General features: G+C 73.1%; 17 protein-coding genes. 12 read left to right on the top strand and 5 right to left on the bottom strand.

The annotated features are described in order from the left end of the window. The first annotated feature begins 100 nt into the window (after positions 1-100). A complete protein-coding gene (locus tag A4R25_RS03085; RefSeq protein ID WP_064445528.1) occupies positions 101-796 on the top strand; it encodes an NAD(P)-dependent oxidoreductase in 696 nt (231 codons plus the stop codon). A gap of 140 nt (positions 797-936) precedes the next feature. Further along, on the top strand, positions 937-2031 hold the full coding sequence (locus A4R25_RS03080; RefSeq protein WP_064445527.1) for a transposase: 1095 nt from the start codon (positions 937-939) through the stop codon (positions 2029-2031). A gap of 16 nt (positions 2032-2047) precedes the next feature. Here the strand turns inward: A4R25_RS03080 and A4R25_RS03075 are convergent, their stop codons facing one another. After that, on the bottom strand, positions 2048-3052 hold the full coding sequence (locus tag A4R25_RS03075; RefSeq protein ID WP_064445526.1) for a 3-oxoacyl-ACP synthase III family protein: 1005 nt from the start codon (positions 3050-3052) through the stop codon (positions 2048-2050). 252 nt (positions 3053-3304) lie between these two features. On the opposite strand from A4R25_RS03075, the gene A4R25_RS03070 reads away from it, so the two are divergent. From A4R25_RS03070 to A4R25_RS03055, 4 genes are read left to right on the top strand one after another with little or no spacing between them, the layout of a single operon-like run. Next, positions 3305-4258 carry an amidohydrolase family protein gene (locus A4R25_RS03070; protein ID WP_082930900.1) on the top strand — a complete coding sequence of 318 codons (954 nt, stop codon included), beginning with the start codon at positions 3305-3307 and terminating at the stop codon, positions 4256-4258. Positions 4259-4262: 4 nt separating this feature from the next. After that, positions 4263-5072 carry an arylamine N-acetyltransferase gene (locus A4R25_RS03065; protein WP_064445525.1) on the top strand — a complete coding sequence of 270 codons (810 nt, stop codon included), beginning with the start codon at positions 4263-4265 and terminating at the stop codon, positions 5070-5072. Between the two features lie 3 nt (positions 5073-5075). Beyond that, entirely contained in the window at positions 5076-5915 is an 840-nt protein-coding gene (locus A4R25_RS03060; RefSeq protein WP_064445524.1) for an arylamine N-acetyltransferase, read from the top strand. Further along, positions 5912-6934 (top strand): alcohol dehydrogenase catalytic domain-containing protein, encoded by a 1023-nt coding sequence (locus A4R25_RS03055; protein ID WP_231915418.1) that lies wholly within the window; start codon positions 5912-5914, stop codon positions 6932-6934. The genes A4R25_RS03060 and A4R25_RS03055 overlap by 4 nt, the downstream gene beginning before the upstream one ends. On the opposite strand, the gene A4R25_RS03050 is transcribed toward A4R25_RS03055, so the two are convergent. Continuing rightward, complete coding sequence (locus tag A4R25_RS03050) at positions 6902-8560, bottom strand: helix-turn-helix domain-containing protein (protein ID WP_082930899.1); 1659 nt, start codon at positions 8558-8560, stop codon at positions 6902-6904. The genes A4R25_RS03055 and A4R25_RS03050 overlap by 33 nt on opposite strands. 136 nt (positions 8561-8696) lie before the next feature. Between A4R25_RS03050 and A4R25_RS03045 the strand changes: the two genes are divergently transcribed. The 5 genes from A4R25_RS03045 to A4R25_RS03025 are packed head-to-tail and all read left to right on the top strand — an operon-like array spanning position 8697 to position 15410. After that, on the top strand, positions 8697-9239 hold the full coding sequence (locus A4R25_RS03045; protein ID WP_064445522.1) for an SRPBCC family protein: 543 nt from the start codon (positions 8697-8699) through the stop codon (positions 9237-9239). 9 nt (positions 9240-9248) lie between these two features. Continuing rightward, on the top strand, positions 9249-10820 hold the full coding sequence (locus tag A4R25_RS03040) for a class I adenylate-forming enzyme family protein (protein ID WP_064445521.1): 1572 nt from the start codon (positions 9249-9251) through the stop codon (positions 10818-10820). Next, entirely contained in the window at positions 10817-12025 is a 1209-nt protein-coding gene (locus A4R25_RS03035) for an FAD-dependent monooxygenase (RefSeq protein ID WP_064445520.1), read from the top strand. The genes A4R25_RS03040 and A4R25_RS03035 overlap by 4 nt, the downstream gene beginning before the upstream one ends. Beyond that, positions 12022-13995: an FAD/NAD(P)-binding domain-containing protein gene (locus A4R25_RS03030; protein WP_064445519.1), complete on the top strand. Its 1974-nt coding sequence runs from the start codon at positions 12022-12024 to the stop codon at positions 13993-13995. The genes A4R25_RS03035 and A4R25_RS03030 overlap by 4 nt, the downstream gene beginning before the upstream one ends. Then, positions 13992-15410 (top strand): adenylosuccinate lyase family protein, encoded by a 1419-nt coding sequence (locus tag A4R25_RS03025; RefSeq protein WP_064445518.1) that lies wholly within the window; start codon positions 13992-13994, stop codon positions 15408-15410. Before A4R25_RS03030 ends, A4R25_RS03025 begins: the two co-directional genes overlap by 4 nt. Before the next feature lie 45 nt (positions 15411-15455). Here the strand turns inward: A4R25_RS03025 and A4R25_RS03020 are convergent, their stop codons facing one another. Continuing rightward, positions 15456-16274, bottom strand: a complete 819-nt coding sequence (locus tag A4R25_RS03020; protein ID WP_064445517.1) for a M23 family metallopeptidase — start codon at positions 16272-16274, stop codon at positions 15456-15458. Positions 16275-16404: 130 nt separating this feature from the next. On the opposite strand from A4R25_RS03020, the gene mce reads away from it, so the two are divergent. After that, positions 16405-16875 (top strand): methylmalonyl-CoA epimerase, encoded by a 471-nt coding sequence (gene mce / locus A4R25_RS03015; RefSeq protein WP_064445516.1) that lies wholly within the window; start codon positions 16405-16407, stop codon positions 16873-16875. A 76-nt stretch (positions 16876-16951) separates the two neighbouring features. Here mce and A4R25_RS03010 read toward each other — a convergent pair whose 3' ends face one another. Both A4R25_RS03010 and A4R25_RS03005 read right to left on the bottom strand, forming a co-directional pair. Continuing rightward, positions 16952-19267 (bottom strand): MMPL family transporter, encoded by a 2316-nt coding sequence (locus tag A4R25_RS03010; RefSeq protein WP_064445515.1) that lies wholly within the window; start codon positions 19265-19267, stop codon positions 16952-16954. Between the two features lie 127 nt (positions 19268-19394). Further along, positions 19395-20384, bottom strand: a complete 990-nt coding sequence (locus tag A4R25_RS03005; RefSeq protein ID WP_082930898.1) for a TauD/TfdA family dioxygenase — start codon at positions 20382-20384, stop codon at positions 19395-19397. Between the last annotated feature and the right edge of the window lie 64 nt (positions 20385-20448).

Raw genomic sequence — 20448 nt, 5'->3', positions numbered from 1 at the left:
CTGTTCCGCCCGTGAGCGTAGTACATTGGTCGGGCACCGGAACGTTGTTCGACTGCTGGACCGTCGTTCGACCCTCGCGCCGACGAAGAGGTGGGGCCAGATGAGACTCGTGGTGTTCGGCGCGAACGGGCCCACCGGCCGGCTGGCCACCGAGCTGGCGATGGCCCGGGGCCACGTCGTCACAGCAGTGACCCGGCGTCCGGAGTCCTTCCCGGTGCGGGGCGAGAACCTGCGGGTGGTGGGCGCCGACGTGCTGGACGCCGCGGCTGTCGACGCCGCCGTCGCCGGCCAGCAGGCGGTGATCTCGACGCTGGGTGTGCCGTACACGAAGGAGACGGTGCGAACCTACTCCGAGGGCGCCGCCAACATGATCGCCGCGATGCGGGCCCACGGCCTGCGCCGGCTGGTCTGCGTGACGTCGACCGGCACCAGCGGCGAGCACGCCGAGGGCGAGACGTTCACGTTCAAGAAGATCATCGCACCGATCCTGCTGCGGATGGGACGCACCGTCTACGAGGACATGGCGCGGATGGAGAAGGTGGTGTCGGAAAGCGGTCTGGACTGGACCGTCATCCGTCCGGCCGGTCTCTTCGACGGTGACGGCGTCACCGACTACCGGGCCGAGCCGCGCCGGCTCCCCGGCCGGTTCACCTCCCGCACCGACCTGGCCGACCTGCTCGTCCGGGAGGCGACCGAGGACCTCCACGTCGACCAGTTCATCGACGTGGTCACCACCACCGGCGCGCCGACCTTCGCGCAGATGTTCATCCGGGAGGCGCTGCACATCGGCAAGTGACGCCCGCCCCGCGGGCCTCCCGGCGACCTGCGCCTCGGCCAACCACTGTGGCCCCGAGGGCGGTGCCGCCAGCACCTCGACCATCCTCGCCGCGGGTTCCAAGCTCGTGTGCATTCGCCGCCGCGCCGCGAGGAGGCAGGATGCTGCTGGACGAGGACCTGACGGATCTGTGCGACGACATCCTGGCCGGGCTGCCGCGCAGCGATCAGCGACGGCGCGGCCGGGAGTACGTCCGCGGGCTGCTGCTGGCCCGGGGACGCAAGTCGATCCGCAACATCGCCGCGATCTCCACGGAACCCGCCGCGGAGCAGGCGCTGCACCATTTCGTCAGCGACTCCACCTGGGACTGGATGCCGGTCCGGCGGGCGCTCGCCCGGCACGTCACGCGCCTCTGCGGGGCCCGGACCTGGGTGCTGCATCCGACCCTGATCCGCAAGGCCGGGACGCACTCGGTGGGCGTCGGCCGCCGGTACTCGCCGGGCCTGGGGCAGTCCCTCAACGCGCAGCACGCGGTTGGTCTCTGGGCGGCCTCGACGAGCGTCGTCACGCCGGTCAACTGGCGGCTGCACCTCAACGAGGACTGGTTGTCCGACGAGAAGCGCCGCCGGCGCGCGGCCATCCCGGACGACCTGGTCGCCCAGTCGCTGGGCGCCTGCACCGTCGAGGCGTACCTGGAACTGGGGGCGCCGGCCGGCGAGCTGGTCGTGGTGGACGCGCGGGAGATGGACGTCGAGGCGGTGGTCCGCCGGTTACGGGCCGCCGGAGCGCCGGTGCTGGTCCGGGTGCCCGCCGGCCTGCGGCTGGTCCCGGCCGCCGGCGCCACCGCCGAGCCGGCCGGCGACCTGGCGGCGACCGTACGGCACCAGCGCCGGCCGGTCTTCGGGCTCACGGCGCGCCCGCCGGTGCTGGCCGGCACCGTCGCGGTTCGGCTGCCCAGCACCCGCAGCTACGATCCCCTGCTCCTGGTGGAGCTGAGCGCGCCGGGGCGCGGTGAGCCCGGCCAGCTGTGGCTGACCAGTCGCGGCGACATCGGCCTCGCCGACCTGGTCCGCCGGGCGGCGCTGGTCCGGCGGGTCACCGACGACCTGGAGTCCACCGGCGACCAGGTGGGACTACGCGACTTCACCGGCCGCTCGTACCGGGGCTGGCACCGCCACGTGACGCTGGCGTCGGCGGCGCACACGGTGCTCGCGACGCACGGCCGGCCGGAGCCGGCCCTGCGGCGCACCTCCTGACGCGCGACGGGCGGGCTCAGCCGGCCTGGAGCAGGGTCATCCCCATGGACATCCCGCCGCCGAATGCGGTGAGCAGCACGAGGTCGCCTGCGCGGACCCGGCCGGAGCGGCACAGCTGGTCGTAGGTGATGGGCACCGCGGCGGCGCCGGTGTTGCCGTAGGCGGTGTACGTGCTGGCGACGCGGTCGAAGGGCAGCCCGAGCCGCTCCGCCATCGAGGCGAGGATCCGGCCGTTTGCCTGGTGCGGCACCAGATGCCCGAGCCGGTGCGGCGGCACACCGTGCTCGGCCAGGAACTCCGCGATGCCGGCGACCACGTACGTGTCGATGAACTCGCGTACTCCCCGGCCGTCCATCCGGAAGTGGTGCGAGCCGTCGCGGAGCGTCTGCTCGGAGGCCGGCAGGCGGCTGCCACCGGCCGCCACGCCGATCAGCCCGCGCGCCTCGGCGAAGCTGAGCAGCCGGGTGGCCACGACCCGGTGCGCGCCACCGACCCCGATCACCGCGGCGCCCGCGCCGTCGCCGAACAGCACCACTGTGCGGCGGTCCTGCGGCGACAGGATGCGCGAGTAGACGTCCGCGCCGATCACCAGCGCCGGCCGGTCCCCCGCTGCGGTCACCAGCCGCTCGGCGACCGCGAGCCCGTAGCTGAAGCCGCTGCACACCGCGTTGACGTCGAACGCGGCGGTACCCCGTCCGGCGCCGATCTCGTGGGCGACGACGCTGGCCGTGGGCGGTTGCGGCGAATCCGGCGTCGACGTGGCCACCACGACGAGCGCCAGGTCGGCCGCGTCGACGCCGGCGTCCGCGAGGGCGACGCGCGCCGCGCCGATCGCCAGGTCGGAGGTCGCCTCGTCCGGCTTGGCCCACCGCCGCTGCCGGATGGCCGTCTTCTCGAACACCCAGTCGCCGGTCACGCCGGCGTGCTCGGCCGCCTCGTCGTTAGTCACCACCCGGCCGGGCAGGTAGGAGCCGGTGCCGAGCACACCGATCGGCCGGTCGCCACGCGAATATGTGAGCATGCGCCAGGTCCATTTCTTCACCAGCCGTCGAACGCGGAATTGCGATAAGGACGGGCACCGACTTCGCGGCGAATAGTGTCGACGGTCCTCCAGACCAGACCTGCGGTCAATGTATGGCAACCGCAGCGGGCAGGGCAACCGGCGGAGCCGACGTGACATATTCGCCCGCACCGCCTTGGCCGGGCGCGATCCGGTCACCACTATGCGGATGTGGACGCCAAACCCGTAAACGGTCCGGCCGGGTCACCGTGGATGGACGCCATCGACGTGCACCATCACATAATTCCCGACTTCTATGCGGCCGAGCTTCGCGAATTGGGCGGTTCCACTGTTCTTTCCGGAGTCGACCGCCCCACGTGGAGCCGGGCGGGCAGCCTCGCCATGATGGATCGGCAGGGAATACGCGCCGCGATCGTCAGCCTGTGGCCGGGCGTACCCCCGCTGGACCGCGCCCGCAGCCGCGCTCTCGCGAGGCGGCTGAACGAGTACCTGGCCGAGTTCGTGGCGGCCGGCGACTGCCGCTTCGGCGCGTTCGCGGTGCTGCCCTTCCCCCACCTCGACGACTGCGTGGCGGAGTTCGTCCACGCCATCGACGTGCTCGGCCTGGACGGGCTCGGGCTGCTCACCAACTACGACGGGCTCTACGTCGGCGACCGCCGGCTCGATCCGCTGCTGGCCGAGGCCGAGCGGCGGCGTACGCCGATCTTCGTGCACCCAGCGGTGCCGCCGGCCACCGGCCAGCCCGCCTTCGGGCTGCCGCTGTCGCTGTACGAGTTCCCGTTCGAGACGGTGCGGCTGGTGGCGCAGCTGCTCTACAACGGCACGCTGGAGCGGTTCCCCGAGCTGCGGATCATCCTGCCGCACGGCGGCGGCGGGGTCACCTACTACGCCGACCGGCTCACCTACGGCCCGGTCATCAACCGCGATCTCGCCGACCGCCTGCCGGACGATCCCCTCGCCGTGCTCCGCCGCCTCTACTTCGACGTGGCGATGTGCGGCCGGCACGCGCTCGCCTCGCTGCGGCTGTTCGCCGATCCGGAACGGGTCCTGGTCGGCTCCGACTACCCGTTCATGCCGGAGTCCTTCGGCGCCTCGATCGGTGCGGGAGTGGCGCGCCACGCGGACCTCGATCCGGGGTGGTGGGCCGCGGTCAACCGGTCCAACGCGGCGAAGCTGTTCGCCCGTTTCCCCTCGACAGGAGAGTGACCACATGCTCGACGACACGCTTGTCGACGCGTACCTGAACCGCATCGGTGTGGCCCGGCCGGAGCGGCTCGACGCCGAGTCGCTGCGGCTGCTGCACGCGCAGCACGAGCTGACGGTGCCGTTCGAGACCATCGACTACCACCTCGGCAAGGAGATCTTCATCGACGAGCGGGTGGTCGAGAAGATCGTGTACCAGAACCGCGGCGGCGGCTGCGGCGAGATCAACAACGCGTTCCACTACCTGCTGGAGGCGCTGGGCTTCGACGTCACGCTGCACCAGGGCCGGGTCTGGCTCGGGCACGAGTTCACGCCGCCGTACAACCACTCGGTGACCACGGTGCGCATCGGCGAGCAGCGGTGGCTGAGCGACGTCGGCCTGGGTCGCAGCAGCCGCTACCCGCTGCTCCTGGAGTCGCCGCAGCCGCAGGAGGACCCGCACGGCACCTTCTCCACCAAGCGGGTCGCCGACAACGCCACCGACGTCTTCCGGGCCGACGCGCTGCAGTATCGCTTCTACGACGAGCCGGTCGTGGCGGCCGACGGCATGCAGGTGCTGTGGTGGTACCGCACCTCACCGGACTCGCCTTTCCTGCAGAACCTGTCCTGCACGCTGCCGACCGAGAACGGGCGCATCATCCTGCGGGAGAACAAGCTCGTCGTGATCGACGGCGACGAGCGGCGCATCGAACGGATCACCAACGACGACGACCTGCTGGCGGCGTACGACAAGTACTTCGGCATCAAGCTGGACGCGCCGCCGAAGCCGAGTCCGCACGTCAAGAAGTCGATGCGCATGTCGTACGAGCGGGACTGAGCCGTGCTGACCGACGAGCAGGTGCGGGGCTACCTGGACCGGATCGGCGCCGCCCGCCCCGAGCGGCCGGACCTCGCGGCGTTGCGCGACCTGCAGGAGCGCCACACGTGCACGGTGCCGTTCGAGAACCTGGACTACCACCTGGGCCACGAGATCTACATGGACGAGCGGGTGCTGGACAAGGTGATCCGCCAGCGCCGCGGCGGCGGCTGCTTCGAGATCAACACCTCGCTGTTCTTCCTGTTGCGGGCGCTGGGTTTCGCGGTGACGCTGCATCAGGGGCGGGTTTGGCTCTCCGGGCGGTTCAACGGCCCGCACAATCATCTGATGCTGACCGTGGACCTGCCCGAGACCGGCTCCCGCTGGCTGGTCGACGTCGGCTTCGGCAAGAACAGCCGGTTCCCGTTCCGGCTCGACGCGGCCGAGCCGTACGTGGACCCGCACGGCCGGTTCGCCACCCGGCGGGTCGAGCCGGGGGTCGTCGACGTGTACCGCAACGACGCGCTGCAGTACCGGTTCCACGACGAGCCGGCCGACCTGGCCGACTTCCGGCAGAACCTGTGGTGGTACCGCACCTGCCCGGACTCGCCGTTCCTGCGGAACATGTTCTGCACGCTGCCCACCGCCGACGGCCGGGTCACCCTGCAGGGCGACGTGCTGACGGTTATCGCCGGCGACCGCCGGAGCGTCGAGACGCTCACCGACGACGACGCGCTGCTGGAGGCGTACCGGCGGTGGTTCGGGATCGTCCTGGACAAACCGCCGACGCCGAGCCCGTACGCGGACCAGTCGTCGCGCATGGCGTTCTTCCAGAACGACGACGGCGGGCCGGCCCGCCGATGACGACAGTGCGGGCCGCCTACGTCGACCGGCTGGGCCTGGCCACCGAGATCCGGTACGGCGAGTTGCCCGCGCCCCGGCCGGGCCCCACCGACGTGCTGGTCGACACGCTCGCCACCACCGTCAACCACGTCGACACGTTCGTGCGGGCCGGCACGTACCGTACGCCGGTCCCACTGCCGTTCGTGGTGGGCCGGGACGTGGTGGGCGTGGTCGCGCACGCCGGTGACGGCGTGGCCGGCTTCCGCCCCGGCGACCGGGTCTGGTGCAACAGCCTGGGCCACGGCGGACGTCAGGGCGCGGCCGCCGAGCAGGTGGTGGTGCCCGCGGACCGGCTGTACCCGCTACCGGCGGCGGCCTCGGTGGAGGCGGTCACCGTGCTGCACCCGGCCGCCACCGCCTACCTGGCGCTGGCGGTGCACGGCCGCATGCGCCCCGGTGAGACGGTGGTGGTGGGCGGTGGCGGCGGCAACGTCGGCTCCGCGTTGATCACGACGGCGACGGCGCTGGGCGCGCGCGTGGTCGCCACCGCGGCGCCCCGGGACGAGGCGTTCTGCCGGGCCGCCGGCGCGGTCGAGGTGGTCGACTACGCCGCACCGGATCTCGGTGACCGGCTCGCCGCGTCCTGCCCGGAGGGCGTCCACGTCTACCTGGACACCTCCGGCACCAACGACCTGGACCTGGCGGTCGGGCAACTCGCCGTACGGGGGCGGATCGTGCTGCTCGCGGGCGCGCGGACCCGTCCGGCGCTGCCCGCCGGTGAGCTGTACACGAACGACAGGTCGATAGTCGGTTTCGTCATCTCGCTCGCCACGACCGCGGAACTGGCGGAGGCGGCCGGTTTCATCAACCGGCTGCTCGCGGCCGGCCGGCTGCGCCCGCGCGAGGTGGTGCGGCTTCCGCTGTCCGCGATGCGGGAGGCGCACCGGATGGTGGAGGACGGCGAGATGCGCGGGCGGCGGGCCCTGGTCGTCCCGGACGGCGCGGCGTCACAGCTCGGTGAGCAGGCGGTGCAGGCGTAGCGCGAGCTGGATCTCCAGCGCCCGTGCCGGGAGTTGCCAGGTCGGGCCGAGCAGGCGCTTCACCCGGTCCAGCCGCCGGGTGACCGTGTTCGGGTGCATGTGCAGCAGCTCCGCCGCGTTGGTCGGGCTGCGGCCGGCCTCGAAGTACGCGTCGAGCGTGCGGGCGAGGTCGCCGTCGCGGTGCCGGTCGTAGTCGAGCACCGGCTGGAGGGTGGCGTCGATGAACTGGTCGATGCCCTCCCGGCCGGCCAGCAGCATCGGCAGGAAACCCAGCTCCCGTACCGACACGCCGCGACCGGCCAGCTCCATTGAGATCATGACGTCGAGGCAGCGCAGCGCCTGCCGGTAGCGCACCGCCACCCGCTCCGGCCCGGAACCGCTGTCGGACGCCGCGGCCGTCACCGGGCGGCCGAAGAGCGCGCCCGACTCCTCCGCCGCCGTCCGGGCGATCTCGGCCGGGTCGGCCTCCCCCGGCAGCAGCAGCACGATGTCGTCGTCGTGCAGCGCGGACAGACCGTCACCCCGGGCGGCGAACGCCGCGCTCCACATCGACGCCCAGTGCGGGCTGACGCCGTCCGGGCGCAACACCACCACGACGTACGGCCGGTCCAGCCGCACGCCCAGCCGCCGGGCCCGTCCGACAAGCGTGCCGGTGGGCTGCGGCGTGGTGATCAGCTCGTTGAGCAGGGCACGGCGGGCCTGGCTCTCCCGGCTGTCGTCGAGCTGGCGCAGGATCACCGCCGCCGCCTGGGCGATCAGGAGCAGGAGCTGCCCGTCCGGGTCGGCGAGCGGGCTGTCCATCTCCAGCAGCAGGTCTCCCATCCGCCGGTCGCCGGCCAGCACCGGGACGACCATGCGGCGGCCGTCCGGCACGCCCGGCTCCGGTCCGGCGGCGGCGGACCGGCTCGCGGCGACCACCAGACCGTCGTCGGTGCACAGCCGCACCGACGCGCCGAGACGCCGGTCGGCCTCCACCACGAAGGCGCGCGCGTCGCCGCGGGCCACGGCCAGGTCGATGAAGCCGTAGTGCGCGGAGCGCAGCGCCCGCATCCGGTCCAGGTCGGCGGCGGTACGGGCGGACTGCTGCTCCAGCCCGTAGAGCCGGGCGATCGCGACGTCCAGCAGTTGCGTCTTCTCCATCGCCGCGCCCGCGAGCCGGGCGAACGAGGTCAACTGGACGCGCTCCCCCTCGGTGACCGTCCGGGGGCGCCGGTCGGCGAGGTACAGCGCGGCGACGGACCGGCGGGGGGCGTATCCGCGCAGGTGGCCCAGACGTACCGCGACCACCGCGTGCAGTGCCCCGTCGTCGTCCGATCCGGACACCGGCGCGGCGGCCGGGGCGGATTCCGCGTCACCGCACCACAGCGGTGATCCGTCCAGCAGCGCCGCGCCGGAGGGATGGTGACCGGGCAGGTCCAGCCGGCCGTCCTCGTGGGGGCCGTCCGCCGCCCGTACCGTGATCGTCGGTCCGTCCTCGGACACGACGGCGACGAAGGCGGCCGGCGCGTCGAGCAGCCGACGGCCCTGCCGAGCGATGTCCCGCAGCAGACCGCCTTCGTCGTGCGGCACCCCGGCGTCGTCGGCGGAGCCGGGCACGGCGGTGCCTTGTTCCGTGCTCCCCCCCATGACTCTTCCCGTGTCCGTAGTCGCGTCGCGGATCTGCGCCGGATTATAGGCGCCCCGGCCACGAAAGACGTCGAACCTGATGAATCAGAGTCGAACACTTTGACCCTTCGGGAAGCCGATAACGACGATTCTCCGCATGGCCGAAACCGATACCACCACGCCACTGTTCGAATCGCAGGCGGAAATCGTCGTCGACGCCACTCCGGACGAGGTCTACGCGCTCGTCAGTGACCTTCCCCGGTGCCGGGAGTGGAGCACCGAGTGCACCGGAGGCGAGTGGATCAGCGGCCGTCCCGGCGCCGCCGGGGCGGTGTTCCGCGGCCACAACGTCCGCGGCGAGGACGTCGTCGCCTGGGCGCCGGTCGTCCGCGGCGTCTGGACCACGGAGTCGCAGGTGCACACCGCGATCCCCGGCGTCGAGTTCAGCTGGGCCATGCGGGACAGCCGGGGGCGCGCCCAGAGCAGCGTGTGGGCCTTCCGGATGAGCCCCGAGGGCGCCGGCTGCCGCCTGACGCACCACTTCCGGATGGACGAGCCCACCGAGGGCATCCGCAAGATCACCCGAGACATGGACGACGACGAGCGCCGGCGTTTCGTCACCGAATGGGGCGCCAAGGTCGGCGCCGATCTGCACGAGACGCTGCGCCGACTCAAGTCGATCATCGAGACCGAACGGTAGGAGCCGGACATGTTGCTGCAGACGATCGCCAATCGCGGCATCCGACTGGGCACACTCTTCGACCGGGCCGCGGCCCGGCACCCGGACAACAGCGTCACCCTCGACCACGACCTCGACGTGGCGCCGGAACTCGGCCGGCGGCTCACCGTCGGCGCGGTCGCCGGCCTGGTCGCCGACCTGGCCGCCCGCCTGCACGCCGCCGGCGTACGACCGGGCGACCGCGTGGTGGTCCACAAGTCGCACAACTTCGACATCACGCTGAGCGCGTGCGCGCTGGCCCGGATCGGGGCCGTGCCGGTGCTGCTCTCCCCCCACCTCGACGCCACCACGGTGCTGCACCTGATCCGCCGGGCCGGCCGGCCGTACCTGCTGACCGACCGCGCCACCCTCGACGGAGAACTGGCGGACACCGTGTTCCCGGCGGTCGCCGGGGTGCTGCTCGCCTCCGGAGAGCATCCGTCGGCCACGTCGCTGCGCGCCCTGACCGGTGTGCCGAGCGTCCCGCCGATCGTCATGTCCCCCGACCATCCCACCCTGGTCACCCACACCTCCGGCACCACCGGGCTGCCGAAGCTGGCCGTGCACACCGGACGGACGCTGCAGGCGCGCTACCGCCCGCAGGCGTCGGTCGCCGCGCTGGTGCGCCGCCGCTGCCCGGTCGCCATCCACGTCTCGTTCGTGCACTCGCGCCTGTTCACCGCGCTGGCGATCACGATGCTGCGCGGCTTCCCGCTGCTGGTGCTCGCCGACAACGACCCGGACCAGGCCACCGACCTGTTCCTCACCCATCGTCCGGGCGTGCTGGAGACCCACCCCAACTCGTTCCTGCGGTGGGAGCGGCTGGCCGACGACCCGCGCGCGCCGCTGGCCACCGTGCGCTACTTCAGCAGCACCTTCGACGCCATCCACCCGCGCACGGTCCGGCGCATGCTCGGGGCCTCCGCGCATCCCAAGCCGGTGTTCGGCCAGCTGTACGGGCAGAGCGAGGTCGGCCCGGTCGCGGCCCGCGCGTTCACCCGCCGCCGGCCCGAGGACGCCGACGGGCGCTGCGTCGGCATGCCGTTCCCCGGCATGACCGACATCCGGGTGGTCAGCCGCAACGGACGCCCGCCCACCCGCGACAACCCCGGCTACATCGAGGTACGCACCGACGGGCGCATCGTCACCTACCTCGGCGAGCAGCAGCGGTACGAGGGTCAGCGCCACGGATCGTGGTGGCGGATGGGCGACCTGGGCTACCGCACCCGGCTGGGCTGCCTGCACCTGCTCGACCGCGAGGTCGACGAGATCGACGGGTTCGGCAGCACGCTGGCGGTCGAGGACACGCTCTTCACCCGGCTGGACGAACTCGTCGAGGTGATCATCCTGCCGGCGCCGGACGGGCCGCCCGTGCCGGTGATCTGCACCAGCGAGGACCTGCCGATCGACATCGACCGCTGGGCCGGCGCGGTCGCCACGCTGCCGCCGATGGCCCGTCCGGTGCAGCGGCGCCTGGCGGATCTCCCGCAGACCGCCACCACCAAGATCAAACGGTTGGAGTTGGCCCGGCAGCTGCTCGACCGGGACAGCGCGGCCGGATGAGCACCCGGACGCCCGTACGCGTGGTCGTGGCCGGGGGCGGCATCGGCGGGCTCGCCACGGCGCTGGCGGTCGCGGCGCACGGCCATCACGTGACGGTCCTGGAACGCCAGCCCGAGTTCACCGAGCTGGGCGCGGGCATCCAGCTCGCCCCCAACGGCCTGTACGCGCTGGACGCGCTCGGTGTGGGACCGCAGGTGCGGGCCACCGCGGTCGCCATGGCGGAACTGCGGTTCATGGACGGCGTGACCGGCGTACACGTCACCAGCATGCCGTTGACCGAGCGCTACCAGCGCCGGTTCGGCAGCCCGTACGTGGTGGTGCACCGCGCCGAGTTGCACCGCCGCCTGCTCGACGCCGCCCGGCGGCTGCCCCGGATCACGCTGCGCCCGGCCACCTCGGTGGCCGGCTACGACCAGAACGCGGCCGAGGCCACCGTGCGCCTGGACTCCGGCGAACGGATCCCCGCCGACATGGTGGTCGGCGCCGACGGCATCCACTCCCGCATCCGCCGCCAGCTCGTCGGCGACGGCGAGCCGCGCAACTCCGGCATCACCGCGTACCGCGCCATAGTCCCCATGTCCGAGGTGCCGGCCCGGGTACGCCGGGACGCGGTCACCTGGTGGGCCGGACCGGACTGCCACTTCGTGCACTACCCGATCAGCGGCGGGGCGTACCTGAACATGGCCGCCAGTCACGCCGACGGCGCGCCCACGCTGTTCGCCGGCCGGCCCACCGACGGCGCACTGGTCCGGGCCGCGATGTCGCGCCTCGGCGCGGTCGGTGACCTGCTGCGCCTCAGCGACGAGTGGCGGGCCTGGGTGCTCGTCGACCGGCCGCCCGTCGACGACTGGGCCGACGGCCGGGTCGCCCTGCTCGGCGACGCCGCGCACCCCATGCTGCACTACGCCGCGCAGGGGGCCTGCCAGGCGCTGGAGGACGCGGTGGTGCTCGGCGACCTGCTCGGCGACGGCGCCGAGCCGGTGCCCGAGGTGCTCCGCCGCTACGTCGCGCAACGGCGGGAGCGGACCGCCGCGGTGCAGGCCGTCTCCCGCGACAGCATCCGGCTCTGGCACGCCGCCGGGGACGCGGCGACGGCCCGCAACCGGGCGCTCGCCGCGATGACGCCGCAGGAGCTGCACACGGCGGTGGCCTGGATGCACGCCGCCCGGGTGCGCGGCGAGCGCCCGAGCGAGGCCGTGCGATGACAGGCCCGCGGCATCTGCGGATCTGCATCGTCGGCGCGGGCCCGCGCGGACTGTCCGTCCTGGAGCGGCTCTGCGCCCAGGAACGGCACGACCGGGCCTGCGCCAGCCTCACCGTGCACGTGGTGGACCCCGCCGCGCCCGGCGCCGGCGCGGTGTGGCGCACCGACCAGTCCCGGCTGCTGCTGACGAACACCGTCGCCTCACAGATCACCGTCTACACCGATCCGAGCTGCCGGCTGGCCGGGCCGATCGAGCCCGGGCCGAGCCTGTACGAGTGGGCCCGGAGCGTGGCGTCGGCGGGCCCGTGGGGCGCGCTCGACCCCGACGTGCTCGACGAGGCGCGCGCCCTCGGCCCCGACGACTATCCGACCCGGGCGTTCTACGGCCACTACCTGCGGGACAGCTTCCGCCGGATCGTGCGCCGCGCGCCGCCGCACGTCTCGATCCGGTGCCACCGCTCCCGCGCGGTGGCCAGCGCCGACACGTCGGGCGTGCCGGGCGGTCCGCAGGGCGTACGGCTGGCCGACGGCACCCGGCTGCACCACCTGGACGCCGTGGTGCTGGCCCTGGGACACGCCGCCGCCCGGCTGGATCCCCGGCAGGCACGCACGGCGAGCCTGTCCCGGGTGCACGGACTCACCTATCTCCCCCAGGCCAACCCCGCCGACGTCGACCTCGGCCACATCCCGGCGGGCGCGCCGGTGCTGCTGCGCGGGCTGGGCCTGACGTTCTTCGACCACCTGATCCTGCTCACCGTCGGCCGCGGCGGCAGCTTCACCGAGGAGGGCGGACGACTGCGGTACCGGCCCAGCGGCGCCGAACCGAGGTTGTCCGCCAGTTCCCGCCGGGGCATCCCGGCGCACGCCCGGGGCGACAACCAGAAGGGTGTGACCGGCCGGCACCTGCCCCGGCTGCTGACCGCGCAGGCCGTGGCGCGGCTGCGCGCCCGCCGCGCCCGCGGCGAGTCGATCCGGTTCCGCCGCGACGTGTGGCCGCTGATCGCCGCCGAGGTGGAGAGCGTCTACTACGCGACGCTGCTGCGCCGCACCGGGCACGCCGGCCTGGCCGAGAGTTTCACCGTGCGCTACCTCGCGACCCCCGCCGAGCGGCGGCCGGCGCTGCTCGACGAGTACCCGATACCGCCGGCGCGGCGCTGGGACTGGGACCGGCTGGCCCACCCGTACCGCGGGCGCGAGTTCCGCGACCGGGACGACTTCCGCGCCTGGGCGCTGGACCACCTGGCCCGGGACGTTGCGCACGCGCGGGCCGGCAACGTCGACGGGCCGCTCAAGGCAGCGCTGGACGTCCTGCGTGACCTGCGCAACGAGATCCGCCTGGCGGTCGATCACGGCGGGATCGACGGCGACTCGTACCGCGACGAGCTGACCGGCTGGTTCACCCCGTTCAACGCGTTCCTCTCGATCGGCCCGCCGGCCCGGCGCATCGAGGAGACGATCGCGTTGATCGAAGCCGGTGTGCTGGAACTGACCGGGCCGGACACCCAGATCGTCATCGACACCGAGACACCCGCGTTCGAAGCGACGTCCCGGACCGTGCCCGGTCCCCCGGTCCGCGCCGGCGTCCTCATCGAGGCGCGGCTGCCGGAACCCGACCTGCGCGGCACCGCCGACCCGTTGCTGCGCCACATGCTCGACACCGAACAGTGCCGGCCGTACCGGATCCCCTACGACGGCGGCACGTACGAGACAGGAGGACTCGCCGTGACCGAACGTCCCTACCGGGTCGTCGACGCCCAGGATCAGCCGCACCCGCGCCGGTTCGCGTTCGGTGTGCCCACCGAGTCGGTGCACTGGGTGACGGCGGCCGGCATCCGGCCGGGCAACGACTCGGTGATCCTGGCCGACGCCGACGCGATCGCCGCCGAGGTGCGCTCGCTCGCGCCGGCCGGACATGCGGTGGCCGACCGCGCGGCCTCCGGGCCGGCCCGCTTCCCGGGGGTGATCGTGTGATCGACACGCTGGAGGTGGCGGTGGACAGCGGCCTGCTCTCACCGGTGCGCGCCGGCACGAGCATCGAGCCGGTGGTCGGCGACCGGGCCTGGCTGCAGGCCATGCTGGACGCCGAGGCGGCGCTCGCCCGCGCCCAGGCGCGGCTGGGCACGCTGCCCGTCCAGGCCGCCGCGGTGATCACCCGGACCGCCCGGGCCGAGCTGTTCGATCTGCGGGGCGTCGCGATGGCGTCCCGGGACACCGCGAACCCGGTGGTGGCGCTTGTGGCCCAGCTGACCCGCGCGGTCGCCGAACTGGACCCGGCCTCCGCCGAGTACGTCCACCGTGGCTCCACCAGCCAGGACATCCTGGACACCGCGGCGATGACAGTCGCGCACCGGGCGCTCACCGTCATCGACGACCACCTCGCCGCCGCCGTCGACGCGCTCGCCGGGCTGGCGCTGACCCACCGCGACCTGCCGATGGCCGGACGGACGCTGGCCCTGCACGCCGCCCCCACCACGTTCGGGCTGAAGGCGGCCGGCTGGCACCAGTTGCTGCGCGACGCCCGGGTGCGGCTGTGCCGGGTACGCGACCAGGGCCTGCCGGTGTCGCTCGGCGGCGCGGCCGGCACGCTGGCCGGCTATCTGGAGTACGCGGCGCTGGACGGCGCGGCCGAGCCGGACCCCGGCTACGTGGACCGCCTCGTGGCGGCGTTCGCCGAGGAGACCGGCCTGAGCCGGCCTGCGTTGCCCTGGCACACCCTGCGTACGCCGCTGGCCGACCTCGCCGCGGTGCTCGCGTTCGTGACGGGCGCGCTCGGCAAGATCGCCGTCGACGTGCTCTCGCTGGCGCGCAGCGAGGTGGGCGAGGTGGCCGAGCCGGCGGCCAGCGGGCGCGGCGCCTCCTCCGCGATGCCGCACAAGCGGAACCCGGTCTTCGCCACGCTGATCCGCAGCGCCGCGCTCCAGGTGCCGCCGCTGGCGGCCGGGCTCACCCAGGCGCTGCTCAGCGAGGACGAGCGGTCCGCCGGCGTGTGGCACGCCGAGTGGCTGCTGCTGCGCGAGTGCCTGCGGCTCACCGGCGGCGCCGCGGAGGCGGCCGTGACGCTGACGCGGGGGCTCGTGGTGCGCCCGGAGCGGATGGCGGCCAACCTGGCGCTGACCCGGGGCCAGCTCACCTCCGAACGGGTCGCCGCCCGGCTCACCCCCGTCGTCGGCCGGGACCGGATCAAGGAGGTGCTGACCCGGGCCGCCGCGGAGGCCGACGCGACCGACCGCCCCCTGTACGACGTCCTGGCGGAGACGCCGGAGCTGCGCGGCCGCTACACCGCCGAGGAACTGGCCCGGATCGGTGATCCGGCCGGCTACCTCGGCGCGGCGGGCACGCTCGTGGACGGCGCGGTCGTCGCCCGGGCGGAGCCGGCCCGGCGCTGACCGCTGGTCCCGCGCGCACGGGCCGCGGTCGGACGCGGGATCGGGTCAGCCGATGCCGTCGACCGCGGCCCGCAGCGCGCTGATCGACGGATCCCAGGTGAAGTTCAGGACGGGGATGCCGGAGGCGGCGGCGTTGCTGTCGCCGCCGAGGACCACCGCCCGCGGTTTGCCGGTGCCCTGGGGGACCACGAGATACCAGTTGCCCTTCACGTTCGCGATGAACACGTCGTCTGCCTCCTGGTCGGGCGGGTTCGGGTTGGTGACGTCTCCGGCCCAGCTCTCGAAATCGACTGTCGCGCGGAAATCCGTCGGACTGGCGGTGTTCAGCCAGAGGCTGGTGTGCACGTGCGGCCCGACGCCGGACTCGCTGCCGTTGGCCGAGGCGCCGGAGTACGCGATGGTCTGGCCACGCGACACACGTTGACCGGGTGAGACGGCGACCGCCGACAGGTGCAGGTGCCGGGTGTAGTTGCCGTCGTCGTGGGCCATCCCCACGACCCGCCCGGTGGCCGTGGACGTGTCGGCCTTCACGAACCGGATCGTGCCGTTCGCCGCCGCCATGACCGGGGTGCCGGCGCCGACCGCGTAGTCGGTGCCCGGCTCGGCCGAGGGCGGCGTCCGGTTCCGGTGGTCCTGCCAGGAGCTGGAGATGCGGACACGTCCGCACGGCCGCTGGTAGCCGCCGGCGGCCCGGGCGGAGCCGGGCAGCAGGGCGAAGGCGGCCGACACCCCGGACGCGGCCAGCGCGGCGCCGGTGAGGAGCCCGCGTCTGGACAGTCCGCGCAGGTAGGCGATGCCGCCGAGGTCCTCGGGCGGCGGAGCGCCGTGGCCGACGTCCCGGGACGACCCGTCACTGAGGATCATCGATGTAAGGTACGGCCGGTTCGGACGCGGGGCAAGCGCCTCGCCCGGACGCCACGCACGCCCTCGCCGGTCGTCATTCCGTCGATGGACGCCTATTCGAAGAACCCGTTTCCGGCACTAGGCTGACGACATGTCTGACGAGCTTTCACCTTCGGCGCAGCAGTCTGCGCTGTCCGGAATCGGCCTGCGCGGCATCGACCACATCGGCCTGGCGGTGAATGATCTGGACGAGGCGATCGAGCGGTACGAGACCGTCTTCGGCATGCGGTGCGTGCACGTGGAGGAGAACGCCGAGCAGGGAGTCCGGGAGGCGATGATGTCGATCGGCCCCGACCCCGCCCAGGGCCGGCTGCAGTTGCTCGCCCCGCTGACCCCGACCTCGCCGATCGCCCGCTTCCTCAGCCAGTCCGGCCCGGGCGTGCAGCAGATCGCCTGGACCGTCGACGACGTCGAGGAGACCTCCGCCGAGCTGCGTGAGCGCGGCGTACGGCTGCTCTACGAGCAGCCCAAGCGCGGCACGGCCGGCTCCCGGATCAACTTCGTCCACCCGCGTGACGCGGGCGGAATCCTGGTCGAGCTGGTCGAGCCGGCCGCCGCCTGAGCGGGCCGCCCGGCCGCCCCGAACGGCCGGTCCCGCCGGATCGTGCCGGTCCGGCGGGACCTCGACGGCGCCGCGGTCAGTGCCGGGTGCGTGGCAGGATCCGGTCCAGCCAGCCGGGCAGCCACCAGTTTCCGCGACCGATGAGCCGCATCAGGGACGGGACCAGCAGCAGCCGGACGATCGTCGCGTCGATCAGCACGGCCAGGGCCAGCATGAAGCCCATCTGCTTGATCTCGAGGATGCGGGTGAACATGAACGACGCGAAGACCACGACCATGATCGCCGCGGCGGCGGTGATCACCTTCGCGGTGCGGGTCAGTCCGAGCTGGACGGCGGCGGCGTTGTCGCCGGTACGGTCCCACTCCTCGCGCATCCGGGAGAGCATGAACACCTGGTAGTCCATGGAGAGCCCGAAGACCAGGGCGAACGCGAACAGCGGCAGGATCACCTGGATGAACCCGGTCCGCTCGACGCCGAGGAGGTCGGCGCCGTGCCCCTCCTGGAAGACCAGCACCGCCGCGCCGAAGGCCGCGCCCGAGGTGAGCAGGTTCATGAAGATCGCCTCGAACGGCAGGACCAGCGAGCGGAAGGCGATCAACAGCAGCAGCCAGCTCGCCGCCAGCACGGCGCCGATGACCAGCGGCATGGCCCGGGAGCTCTCGTCGGTGATGTCCACGATCTCGGCGGGGCCACCGCCGACGTGAGCGGTCAGCCCGGTGCCGGCGAACGCGCCACCGGCCTGAGTGCGCAGCTCGCGTACCAGATCGGCCGTCTCGTCGGTGTCCGCGCCGTGCCGTGGACGGACGGTGACCACAGTGGTGTCCCCGTCCCGGCTCACCAGCTCGGCCAGGGCCGGGCCGGCGGCGCGCGTCGCGGCTTCGAGGTGGGCGGTGGTGTGCCCCTTGGCCTGGGCGTCGAGCACCCGGGTGACGCTCACGACGTCAGCGGCCTCCCGGTTGCCGGCGGCCTGGTCGCTGAACCGGGCGACGGCGTCGAGCTGCGCGTCGGTGAACCGGTCGCCGCCGGCCGAGACGACAACTGTGATCGGGGCGAGCACGCCGGGCGCGTACGCCTCGGAGACGATGCCGTACCCCTTGCCCGGCGGCGACTCGGCCACCGCGCCGGCGCCGAGGTCGACGCCGTACTGAAGGTGGAAGACCGGGATGGACAGGGCGCCGAGCAGGACGGTGCCGAGCGCGGCCACGAGCAGCGGACGGCGCATGACCACGGCGATGGCCTTGGCCCAGCCGGAGTGCTCCGGGTCCGGGTGGGCCAGCGACCGGCGGGCCCAGGGCAGCGCGAAGCGGTTGATGCGGGGGCCCAGAAGACCGAGCAGGGCGGGCAGCAGGGTGACCGCGATGAGCATCATGACCAGCACGGCGACTGTCATGCCGACGGCCATCGAATAGACCTTCGCGGAGCGGACCAGCCAGAGCCCGGCCAGCGAGACGACGACGGTGATGCCGGAGAACAGGACGGCCTGCCCGGCGGTGGCCACGGTGCGCCCGATGGCCCGGGCCCGTTCCGGACGGCCGCTGTCACCTGCTTTCGCCAGTTCCTCGCGGAACCGGGTGACGATGAACAGCGTGTAGTCGATGCCGAGCGCGATGCCGACCATGCTGACAGCGGTCTGCACGAACACGTCGAAGGTGGTGAAGTGGGTGGCGATGCCGAGCGCGCCGAACGCGGCGAGCACGGCGACGACACCGAGCAGGAGCGGGATGGCGGCCGCCACGAGCGACCCGAACGCGAGCAGCAGCACGATGGCGGCGGCCGGGAAGCCGATCGTCTCGGCCATGGACAGGTCCTCGTTGCCCTGCTCGACGGCGGCCGCGGCGAGCGGCGAGACGCCGGTGAAGTACGCCTCCACCTGGCCGGTGCCGAGCCCTTCGGCGATCTCGCCGAGCGGCCCGGCCTGCTCCTGGAGTTTCTTGTCGTCGCCGTCGAGACTGACCGGCACGAGCGCGGTCTTCCCGCCGGGGGCGATGAGCCGGTCCGGCGCGTCGTACGGGCTGACCACGGTGCGCACGTCCGGGGCCTGGCGGTAGCGCTCGACAGCGGTGCGGACGACCTCGCGGAACGCCGGGTCCTGCGCGTCGATCGAGGTCGAGTGCAGGACCACGAAGTCGGTCTCGCTCGGCGTGTCGGGGAACTCGGCGCTGATCAGCTCGGCGGCCTTCTCCGAGTCGGAGCCGATCACGGAGTTGGTGTTGCCGGTCAGGTGCGAGGTGAAGTAGCCGGCCGAGACGGCCGCGCCGGCGAGCAGCACCAGCCAGACCAGGATGACCTTCACTGGATTGAGCGCCGCCCAGACGGCCCAGCGGTAGAGGAAGCCTTCCTCCAGCGGCCGGTGTTCGCCACCTCGGCGGGTGCGCGACAGCGTGTCGGTCATCGAATCCCTTTCACGGTTGGCACTGATGTCCGCCGGCCACTGCGGTACGGCTGCCGGCGCCCCCTTCCGGCGCCGGTCAGCCTACCGTCCACTAGAGGCCGTTTTGTGGACCTTGTGAACGTCGAAATCAGTTGAGTACGGCGCCGGCGTCGTCCCGGAACTCCCGGCTCCGCCGGTTGTCCAGGTGCACGTAGACCCGGTGCAGCCAACGGTCCCGCCCGTCGAAGCGGGGAGTGAACTCGGACCGGCCATGCAGCACCAGCCGGTTGTCGATGAGCGCCATCATCCCGGTCTGCAGCACCAGCGGCGTGGAGACGTCGGTGAGGATCCGCTTCAACCGCGCCATCACCTCGCCGGCCTCCTCGTCCAGCGCGGTGGTCGCGTTCAGGTCGAGGCAGATGTTCGAGTCCTCCACGCTGCCGGTGAGCACCGCGTGCGGCGTGGTGCGGTCACCCTGGCGGAACGAGGGCGGCGGCGCGGTGACGAACCGGGGCTCGCGCAGCACCTTCCGGTCGGTCTCCTCGATCAGCGGCAGGGCCTGCCGGATGCAGGTGACCAGCGTGCCGGCCCGCTTGGCGTGATCGTTGCGCAGGCACAGCAGGCCGACGTAGTCGGGGCGTTCCCGGTGGAACGCGTTCTCCACGTGGAACTCCAGCGGCACCGACCCGGCGTTGCTCTGGGAGTCCTCCAGGCCGCGCACCGGGACGACGTTCTGCACCAGGGCGCCGCTCTTCTCGCTGCGGTAGGCGATCACCTCGCCGAGGTGCAGGCCGACGAGCATGGCCAGGACAGCCGGCACGGTGGTCGCCCGTTCCACCGACTCCCGGACGGTCGGAGTGCTCGGCAGGTCGCGCTCGTCCACCGGAAGGCCGGCGAGCACGAGTGAGCCGGTGGCCCCGGCGTCGCTGCGGAAGTCGCGCAGCGTCTCCATCAGCCGCAGCGGCATCCGGCAGCTCGCCTGCCGGGCCTGCGTCACCCAGGACAGGTCGTCCAGCAGGCGCGGCGACGCGGCGACGAGTTCCTCGGCCAGCGCCCGCAGGGCGGTCCGTTCGTCGTCGGCGAGGTCCAGCCTCAGTCCCTGCGCGCCGCGCGTCGACCGGTCAGATGTCGTGGTCATGGATTCGTCCTCTCGTACGGCGTGCGCGATCGTCCCGGCGCACGGGGGCCGGTGTCGGCACGGA

The organism is Micromonospora sp. NBRC 110037, assembly GCF_001652995.1.
In the GTDB taxonomy this organism is placed as follows: Bacteria; Actinomycetota; Actinomycetes; order Mycobacteriales; family Micromonosporaceae; genus Micromonospora; species Micromonospora chalcea.
This window is presented reverse-complemented; position numbering and strand designations above follow the sequence as displayed.

Bases quoted from the DNA above. Each gene is read 5' to 3' on its own strand.
- A4R25_RS03085 (WP_064445528.1), top strand. From the start codon at position 101: ATGAGACTCGTGGTGTTCGGCGCGAACGGGCCCACCGGCCGGCTGGCC.
- A4R25_RS03080 (WP_064445527.1), top strand. From the start codon at position 937: ATGCTGCTGGACGAGGACCTGACGGATCTGTGCGACGACATCCTGGCC.
- A4R25_RS03075 (WP_064445526.1), bottom strand. From the start codon at position 3,052: ATGCTCACATATTCGCGTGGCGACCGGCCGATCGGTGTGCTCGGCACC.
- A4R25_RS03070 (WP_082930900.1), top strand. From the start codon at position 3,305: ATGGACGCCATCGACGTGCACCATCACATAATTCCCGACTTCTATGCG.
- A4R25_RS03065 (WP_064445525.1), top strand. From the start codon at position 4,263: ATGCTCGACGACACGCTTGTCGACGCGTACCTGAACCGCATCGGTGTG.
- A4R25_RS03055 (WP_231915418.1), top strand. From the start codon at position 5,912: ATGACGACAGTGCGGGCCGCCTACGTCGACCGGCTGGGCCTGGCCACC.
- A4R25_RS03050 (WP_082930899.1), bottom strand. From the start codon at position 8,560: ATGGGGGGGAGCACGGAACAAGGCACCGCCGTGCCCGGCTCCGCCGAC.
- A4R25_RS03045 (WP_064445522.1), top strand. From the start codon at position 8,697: ATGGCCGAAACCGATACCACCACGCCACTGTTCGAATCGCAGGCGGAA.
- A4R25_RS03040 (WP_064445521.1), top strand. From the start codon at position 9,249: ATGTTGCTGCAGACGATCGCCAATCGCGGCATCCGACTGGGCACACTC.
- A4R25_RS03035 (WP_064445520.1), top strand. From the start codon at position 10,817: ATGAGCACCCGGACGCCCGTACGCGTGGTCGTGGCCGGGGGCGGCATC.
- A4R25_RS03030 (WP_064445519.1), top strand. From the start codon at position 12,022: ATGACAGGCCCGCGGCATCTGCGGATCTGCATCGTCGGCGCGGGCCCG.
- A4R25_RS03020 (WP_064445517.1), bottom strand. From the start codon at position 16,274: ATGATCCTCAGTGACGGGTCGTCCCGGGACGTCGGCCACGGCGCTCCG.
- mce (WP_064445516.1), top strand. From the start codon at position 16,405: ATGTCTGACGAGCTTTCACCTTCGGCGCAGCAGTCTGCGCTGTCCGGA.
- A4R25_RS03010 (WP_064445515.1), bottom strand. From the start codon at position 19,267: ATGACCGACACGCTGTCGCGCACCCGCCGAGGTGGCGAACACCGGCCG.
- A4R25_RS03005 (WP_082930898.1), bottom strand. From the start codon at position 20,384: ATGACCACGACATCTGACCGGTCGACGCGCGGCGCGCAGGGACTGAGG.